8 protein-coding genes, 1 tRNA gene and 2 pseudogenes are annotated in these 7,136 nt (G+C 67.0%); 6 read left to right on the forward strand and 5 right to left on the reverse strand.

What is annotated here, in order from left to right; translation table 11 throughout:
- From ABGB01_RS45555 to ABGB01_RS45575, 5 genes and pseudogenes are all read left to right on the forward strand, one after another.
- Positions 1–101: pseudogene (locus ABGB01_RS45555) on the forward strand (IS982 family transposase); the annotation flags it as partial.
- 487 nt (positions 102–588) lie between these two features.
- Complete coding sequence (locus ABGB01_RS45560; RefSeq protein WP_347780558.1) at positions 589–834, forward strand: hypothetical protein; 246 nt, start codon at positions 589–591, stop codon at positions 832–834.
- A 341-nt stretch (positions 835–1,175) separates the two neighbouring features.
- A pseudogene (locus ABGB01_RS45565) lies at positions 1,176–2,653 on the forward strand (replication initiator); the annotation flags it as partial.
- Positions 2,654–2,666: 13 nt separating this feature from the next.
- The gene (locus tag ABGB01_RS45570) at positions 2,667–2,873 is read left to right on the forward strand and encodes a helix-turn-helix domain-containing protein (RefSeq protein WP_347780560.1); all 207 of its coding nucleotides are present in this window, start codon (positions 2,667–2,669) and stop codon (positions 2,871–2,873) included.
- Positions 2,873–4,015 carry a site-specific integrase gene (locus ABGB01_RS45575; RefSeq protein ID WP_347780561.1) on the forward strand — a complete coding sequence of 381 codons (1,143 nt, stop codon included), beginning with the start codon at positions 2,873–2,875 and terminating at the stop codon, positions 4,013–4,015. The genes ABGB01_RS45570 and ABGB01_RS45575 overlap by 1 nt, the downstream gene beginning before the upstream one ends.
- 56 nt (positions 4,016–4,071) lie before the next feature.
- On the opposite strand, the gene ABGB01_RS45580 is transcribed toward ABGB01_RS45575, so the two are convergent.
- The 3 genes from ABGB01_RS45580 to ABGB01_RS45590 all read right to left on the reverse strand — a co-directional run bounded on the left by ABGB01_RS45580 (position 4,072) and on the right by ABGB01_RS45590 (position 5,026).
- Positions 4,072–4,147: transfer RNA gene (locus tag ABGB01_RS45580), tRNA-Ala, on the reverse strand.
- Between the two features lie 15 nt (positions 4,148–4,162).
- Positions 4,163–4,891: an HAD family hydrolase gene (locus tag ABGB01_RS45585; RefSeq protein ID WP_347780562.1), complete on the reverse strand. Its 729-nt coding sequence runs from the start codon at positions 4,889–4,891 to the stop codon at positions 4,163–4,165.
- A 15-nt stretch (positions 4,892–4,906) separates the two neighbouring features.
- Positions 4,907–5,026 carry a DLW-39 family protein gene (locus ABGB01_RS45590; RefSeq protein ID WP_020542320.1) on the reverse strand — a complete coding sequence of 40 codons (120 nt, stop codon included), beginning with the start codon at positions 5,024–5,026 and terminating at the stop codon, positions 4,907–4,909.
- A 522-nt stretch (positions 5,027–5,548) separates the two neighbouring features.
- Here ABGB01_RS45590 and ABGB01_RS45595 point away from each other — a divergent pair.
- On the forward strand, positions 5,549–5,761 hold the full coding sequence (locus ABGB01_RS45595; RefSeq protein ID WP_347780563.1) for a heavy-metal-associated domain-containing protein: 213 nt from the start codon (positions 5,549–5,551) through the stop codon (positions 5,759–5,761).
- A 182-nt stretch (positions 5,762–5,943) separates the two neighbouring features.
- Here ABGB01_RS45595 and ABGB01_RS45600 read toward each other — a convergent pair whose 3' ends face one another.
- Both ABGB01_RS45600 and ABGB01_RS45605 read right to left on the reverse strand, forming a co-directional pair.
- Entirely contained in the window at positions 5,944–6,462 is a 519-nt protein-coding gene (locus tag ABGB01_RS45600; protein WP_347780565.1) for a universal stress protein, read from the reverse strand.
- Positions 6,463–6,578: 116 nt separating this feature from the next.
- The gene (locus ABGB01_RS45605; protein ID WP_347780566.1) at positions 6,579–6,869 is read right to left on the reverse strand and encodes a hypothetical protein; all 291 of its coding nucleotides are present in this window, start codon (positions 6,867–6,869) and stop codon (positions 6,579–6,581) included.
- Between the last annotated feature and the right edge of the window lie 267 nt (positions 6,870–7,136).

A 7,136-nucleotide genomic window follows, 5' to 3' on the forward strand; every position in this document is an offset into this window, starting at 1 on the left:
TCCGCGTCGCCCAGCGCCTTCTTGCGCTGGCGGCGGCGATCTGGCACAACAACGCGACCAACGCCCCGATCACCCGGTCACTGATCGCCTACGACCATTGACCGGAGATCGGAATTACTCGTCTAGGAGATTCGAACTCCTGACTTCCTGCTTGCAAATCGTCCTGATCTTCAGGCGAAACAGCCGCCACCTGGGTGGGAGGCATCCCGCGAGTGACCGTGAGTACCCCCTGTTGACCGCCCTTAATGGCCCGCTAATGGCCCGCACGATCACGCCCCGACGTGCCTCTTCGCGCGGGGCCACATGCTTGGTGTCCAGCACATCCGAGCTACGGGGAAAGTGCACCAACCGTCGACGGTTTTACAGCGCGTGACCGTTGCGGCTGAGATACGACCTTCCACCTGCGACATGACCGTGTCTCACCACGATGCCAACCATGATCATTGCACGTATATTGCACAGGAAGTGCACCATACCGCCTTGTCGTGATCGCTTGCCTCTGCTTATGTGTTCGGTGTGAATCGTAATTCCGATATAGGCGGGCGTCTCGAACCTGTTCCGGCGAAGGTTAAACCGGCGGGTGGGAGGATGAACCACATCCCACTGCTCCTTGTCCTAGGCGCGGTCCCCCTTCTGCTTGCCAACTGGTTCATCGCTGCCGTGATCCTTGGACACGACTGCACCTTTTTATACGAGGGCGGCAACATTACGGAATGTGCTGGCGGGCTATCAGAGGAAGAGATGACCGCCACATCGGGACTGATCGCGCTGGTGCTGCTTGTTGCCCAGATAGGGCTGATCGTCCTAGTGCGCCAGCGCACCCGCAGATCGTAGCAAGGCCGCATGATCGGCGACGCGCTGGACGAGCCACCGTTCCAGTCCGTGTTGAATACGGTGATCAGCCTGTTGCCCGGTGGGCCAGGGCTGAGGAACGAAGCCCTGGACCTTCGATCGCCCCCGACCATGTCCGGCGACCAGCCATGCCGTGGCGATCGTTGGGCTGCATCTGTGCGGTGGCGCGGCAACCTCGGTCGGAGCGTTCGGCAAGTACGGCGAGGTTGGCGTGCGGCGGCCGGCCCGGTGTCCCGCCGCCGTCCGGGACCGGCCCCCAGGCCGCACGCCCGGACGGCGGGCGGGCGGAGGGCCGGGGGGTACGGCGGCGCGCCGCGCCGCCGCTTGACACCATCACCGGCAAGTCCGAGATCATCGACGTACCGTGCGGCTCGACCCTGGACAGCAAGTGCCCGCCCTGCGCCAAGCGCAACCGGCAGCTCCGCATGGCCCAATGCCGCGAAGGCTGGCACCTCGACACCGAACCCACCATCACGCCCGACGAACCGAACGAGGAACAGCGCTGGCTGGTCGAGTTCCGCGCCGACATGCAAGCCAAGCGTGATGCCGCCGAGCAGGCCGGCGACGACACCACCGACCTGGACGCCGTCCTGTCCGGCCTCGATGACGAGATCAACAACGCCGGCATGCGGGGCAGCGTCACCGGATCCGCGGTGCCCAAGCGCACCCGATCGACCCGGCGACGGCAGGACGTACCTGACCTGCCCAAACGCAAGATGACCGACACCACCCTCGGCCGCACCTTCACCAGCGGAGATGGCAAGACCTACCGGCCGTCGCTGTTCGTCACGCTCACCCTGCCTAGCTACGGCAGAGTCCGTGACGGCGTCCCGATGGATCCCGACACCTACGACTACCGGCGCGCCGCTCGGGACGCGCTGCACTTCTCCAAGCTCGTGGATCGCTTCGTGCAGAACCTGCGCCGTGTCGCGGGCTATGACGTGCAGTACTTCGCCGCCGTGGAACCACAGAAGAGGCTGGCGCCGCACCTGCACATGGCCATCCGGGGAACCCTGCCGCGTGCGGAGATCAAGCAGATCGCCGCCGCCACCTACCACCAGGTGTGGTGGCCACAGGCCGACGAGGTCCGCTTCGACGGCGATCATCTGCCCGTCTGGGACGAGGAGGCCGGCTACCTCGACCCGGCCACCGGCGAGGTCCTGCCCACCTGGGACGAAGCCCTCGACGCCCTGGACGAGGACGCCGATCCCCTCCACGTGCTGCGCTTCGGCGAACAAGTCGACGTGCAAGGCGTCCTCGCTGGCACCCCGGACGCCGACCAGTGCATCCGCTACCTGTCCAAATATCTGACCAAGTCCATCGGGGAGGCCTCGACGGCGGCCAGGCCCAGCGCGAGCACGCCGCCCGCATGCTCGACGCCCTCCGCTACGAACCCTGCTCCCCCACCTGCCCGAACTGGCTCCGCTACGGCATCCAGCCCAAGAACGCCAGAACCGGGATGACCCCCGGCCGGTGCCGCTCCAAGGCACACAAGCCCGAACACCTCGGCTACGCGGGCCGCCGCGTCCTGGTCTCCCGTAAGTGGTCGAACAAGACCCTGGCCGAGCACAAGCAGGACCGCCGTACCTGGGTCCTGGAAGCCCTCGGCCAGACCGACCAACCCACCGACCCACACCGCTACATCTGGCGACCCGTCCCGGCCGGAGACGCCAACGTGCCGCCGCTGGCCGTACGACTACTCCGGTCCGTCCATGAACGGCAACGCTGGCGAGCCCACCTCAGAGAGCTGGAAGCCAGAGCAGCCGGACAAGATCTTTCGGCAATTCCGCAGGCCGCGTGAAGGAGGTAGAGACATGGACCAACTGCTGACCGTTGACGAAGCGGCCGATGCGCTGCACACCTCGGTGCGCTTCGTCCGCCGACTGATCGCCGAACGCCGGATCGAATTCGTGAAGGTCGGACGCCATGTCCGCATCCGCGAGTCCGCGCTGATCGCCTTCGTCGTGGCCGGAACCGTCACGCCGATGACCACCGGCACCGTCAAAGGGAGGGCTGCCTGATGGCCAACAGAGACGGTCACCGACGTTTCGGCAATATCCGTAAGCGCGAGTCCGGCCGGTTCCAGATTCGCTATCCGGGACCGGACGGGCGTCTACGGACCGGCGCCACGACCTATGCCACCAGGACTGAGGCCGACCGTGCACTCACGATCACCGAAGCTCAGATGATCGCGGGCGACTGGACGGATCCCGATCGCGGCAAGGTCCTGGTGGGCGACTACGCGCGAGCGTGGATCAAGGAACGTCCCGGCCTGCGCCCCAAGACCATCGAGAACTACACGTGGTTGCTGGAGCGGCACATCATGCCGACCCTTGGCGGTGTCCAGGTCGGCAAGCTGACCACCCAGATGATCCGCGCGTGGCGGTCCGAACGGCTGGAGCAGGGCGTATCGGTCTCGACGGTCGCCAAGGCGTACCGGTTCCTGCGGGCTGTTCTGATGACGGCGGCGGAAGAGGACAAGCTGATCAGCCGCAACCCCTGTCGCATCAAGGGCGCCGACAATGAGCACACGCCCGAGCGTCCCGTGATCACGGTGTCTCAGGTGTTCGAACTCGCCGACCGGATGGCGGACAGGCGGTTTCGAGCACTGATCCTGCTGGCCACGTTCGCAAGCCTGCGGTGGGGTGAGGTGATCGCGCTTCGACGGCATGATCTCGACCTGGTGGCGCGCACGGTCCGGGTGCGGGAACAGCTCATCGAGCTGGACGGCGGGGAGATGCGCCTGTGCCCGGTCAAATCCAAGGCCGGTCGCCGCACGGTCGGCATCCCCGCAGTGATCGTTCCGGCGCTCAACGAACATCTCGCGTCCTATGTCGAGCCAGATGAGGACGCCTTCGTGTTCCTCGGCAAGCTGGGCGGGTTCCTGCGGGGCAGCAACTTCCGGCGTGCTGCTAAGTGGAGCGAGGCGCTCAAGGAGATGGGGCTCGCCGGCCTGCACTTCCACGACCTTCGCCACACTGGCAACACACTCGCCGCGCAGTCAGGGGCGAGCCTGGCCGATCTCAAAGCACGGATGGGGCACGACAGCGATCGGGCGGCGCTCATCTATCAGCACGCCACCAAGGACGCCGACCAGCGGATTGCGGATGCGCTCAGCGCTCGGGTGGAGGCCGAGAGGAAGAGGCTGGGGCTGGATGGCTAATGGCCCGTTAATGGCCCGAGCACCCCGCCACAAGATCAGTGGCGGGGTGTTTTTGCTGGTGGAGCCTAGGAGATTCGAACTCCTGACTTCCTGCTTGCAAAGCAGGCGCTCTGCCAACTGAGCTAAGGCCCCTTCGACGAAGATAGCTTACCGGGCCGACGAAGCCACCTGCGTCGTACCGAGGTCGTCGCTCAACACCAGGCTCGGAAAGTCGGCGATCGAGTCGAGGAGGTGAGTGGCGCCGCCCTTCAGGAGGCGCTCCCGGCTGTGGACGCCCGTCAGGATGCCGGCCACGATCGTTGCCCCGGCTCGCGTGCCGCACAGCATGTCGTTCTCCGAGTCGCCGATCACCGCCACGTGCCGTACGTCCGCCACCCCCGTGCGGAGGACCGCGTGCAGCACCATGTCGGGCCAGGGGCGGCCGCGGCCGCCGGCGTCTTCTGGGGAGATGGCCAGGTCGATCTTGTCGTGCCAGCCGAGCACGCTCAGCACGCGGCTCAGCGTGACGCGGCTGAAGCCGGTGATCAGGGCCAGTTTGAGGCCGTTGCCACGGAGTTTGTCGAGGACCTCCATGACTCCGGGCATGGGCGTCAGACCGGCCCGCTCCAACGCGCCCTCATAGGAGCGTTCGAACGTCAGGTTCGCCGCCTGGGCCTGGGCTTCGTTCCCGGGGAAGATCCCGCGGAAGACATCTATCGTGGGACATCCCCGGGACCGGTGCACGTGAACCATGGCACGCGCGTAAGCCCCGGTCCCGGGCACTATGCCCTGGGTCGCGATCGCCTCGGCAAAGGCGCGCTCGACCATGGCGATGTCACCGACTGTGGTGCCTGCCAGGTCCAGGCACACCAGCTTGATGGGGACGACGTCACTCATCGCCTCGCCGGTCGGTTAGTTCTCGCTGCCGGTCGCCTCGGTCCAGAGATCAAGCTCTGCGCGGTCGGCCTGCACCTTACGCCAGATCAGCAACCCCCCAAGGGCGATCAGCGCCAGAACGAGCAGCTTCTTCACGGTGTGACCCCACTTCTTCGACGGTCTCACCTGCCGGGGTGAGACCCAACGGTTGACAAGCAGCCTAGCAAGGGATGGCTGCGCTACCTGTGTTGCGGATGTGTGGAATGTGCGATGGATGAGTGTTCGGCCCCAGGTGGGACCCGAATGCTGCCCCATCTGGACGAACTTCTGACAACCATCTATCGGCAGCCCTCATGGGCAACAGCTCGATCATGCCAAATATCCGGCGCGGATGCGCGAAACGTCTGTGCTGGAGGTCAGCTCCTGCTCGCGAGGAAAGGCTGGTCAGCCTGATCCTGGTGCAGGTGTGCCCTGGAGGAGAGTAACCCGAGGTGGGCGCGGTTGCCAGCCGCCTGCGGGTCGGACTTCGGATTATGGGCTGGTTCGGGTGTCGGGCGGCTGCGCGGCGCCGTACAAACGGTTCGGCTCAGAACGAAACACGCTCGCGTCCGGTTTCATCGCAATACCGTAGGGGGGTATGGTGATCCGAACAGTCGTACACCTCCTGAGGAGATCGCCATGAGCACTGCCACCTACACCGTCACCGGCATGACCTGCGACCACTGCGTGAGCTCGGTCAAGGAAGAGGTCAGCGAAGTGGCGGGTGTGACGTCCGTGGAGGTCGACCTGGCGGGTGGCCTGCTGACGGTCGGCAGTGACGGTCCTGTCGACGCGGCCGAGGTCGCCGCGGCGGTGAAGGAAGCCGGTTATGAGCTGACCGGGCAGGCCTGAACGCGTGGCCTGATGGGTCCCCGGGCTGCCGGCACCGCGCGCATGCCCTCTCCGTCCCCGTCAGACGGGCTGTAGGCCCAGGCGACGGCCGGCCCCATCCTCCGTCGCCCCAGGCCGGGCTGGTGCTGGGCTACGGCGCGATCGCGAAGGACGCCATCCCCGAGGGGCTGCGCCTGCTGCGGTCACGGATGTCGGCGGCTCCAGAACCCGCGAACCCGCTCCCCTGACATCTCCGGGTCGTCCGGCGATGTCGGTTGTCGCACGATCACCACGGTGGTGCGGGCGTGTCGCGCGCAGTACATGCTGGTCGAGGGCATGAAGATGCGGCTCAACAGCCCGCGTCTCCCCCGCCCCAGCACCAGCAGATCACCTTCGCGGGCCAGATCCACGAGGTGGTAGCCGGGGTCGCCGACCCGGCCGACCACCGCCGTCGTGAGATCCTCGGGCACTCCGCCCGCGACGTCGTCGAACACGCCGGTGATCACCTCTGAGCAGCGCGCCTCCTCGCCCGCTCTGACGGCGTGCTGCACGGGCAGCGCCTCAGGGAACGGGTGGACGGGCGCGCGGCTGACGTGCACGGCGACCAGGGCCATCCGGTGCAGCCTGGCCGCGCCGATGGCCCAGGCGAGCGCCCAGCGCGATGACGGCGACTCGTCGACCCCGACGATCAGCCTCGCACCGACGGGCAGTTCCTGTTCCACGGTGCCTCCTGTTGGGAAGTACGACCATAGTGCGCCTACCCATCGATTACCGGGAGGTGGCATTTTGGAACCTTGGCGTCGCCGCGTGGAAAACCAGAGGGAAGGCCCCGGCGCGCTCAGACCAGCTTCAGCAGGCCGCCGTGCAGGGTGTCGCGTTCGTCCGCCGACAGGGTCCGGTACGCCGACGCGGCCCGCAGGTTGGTCTCCGCCTCGATCCTGGCGCGCAGCGGCCCGTCCGCCAGTGCGACGATCCCGGCCGCGGTCAGGCCCTGCGCCTGCCAGGCCGTGGCGTGGGCGTCGGCGCGGTGGTGGCGCAGCGCGGCGATGCGGTTGAACAGCAGCACCCCCGGCGAGGTCCCCTCCGGTTCGTACGGCGGCGCCGCCACCTCCAGCGCGCCGCCCGGCACGCGCTCGGCCGAGTCGAGCCCCCGTCCCGCCAGGTCGGCCAGCGCGGGCAGCGCGGGCAGGTCGTGGCCGGCCCAGACACGTTCGGCCGCGGCGGCGTGCAGGTCGTACAGCCTGTGGTTGACATCCTCCCCCTCGTAAAGTAAACGAGGGGGATTCCCACGGTCGCCCGTGAGGCTTCCTGCTTCACAGCCGGTCGCCCGTCCGAGAGGACTCTCGTTGAGGTCTTACACCCGCTCCACAGGCGTTTCAGCTCTCCGCCAGCCCGG

It is taken from the genome of Nonomuraea sp. B5E05 (assembly GCF_039880665.1).
GTDB lineage: Bacteria > Actinomycetota > Actinomycetes > Streptosporangiales > Streptosporangiaceae > Nonomuraea.

What these genes read in the sequence shown, in the direction of transcription:
- ABGB01_RS45585 (WP_347780562.1), bottom strand. Translation starts at nt 4,891, where the DNA reads ATGAGTGACGTCGTCCCCATCAAGCTGGTGTGCCTGGACCTGGCAGGC.
- ABGB01_RS45575 (WP_347780561.1), top strand. Translation starts at nt 2,873, where the DNA reads ATGGCCAACAGAGACGGTCACCGACGTTTCGGCAATATCCGTAAGCGC.
- ABGB01_RS45560 (WP_347780558.1), top strand. Translation starts at nt 589, where the DNA reads ATGAACCACATCCCACTGCTCCTTGTCCTAGGCGCGGTCCCCCTTCTG.
- ABGB01_RS45595 (WP_347780563.1), top strand. Translation starts at nt 5,549, where the DNA reads ATGAGCACTGCCACCTACACCGTCACCGGCATGACCTGCGACCACTGC.
- ABGB01_RS45570 (WP_347780560.1), top strand. Translation starts at nt 2,667, where the DNA reads ATGGACCAACTGCTGACCGTTGACGAAGCGGCCGATGCGCTGCACACC.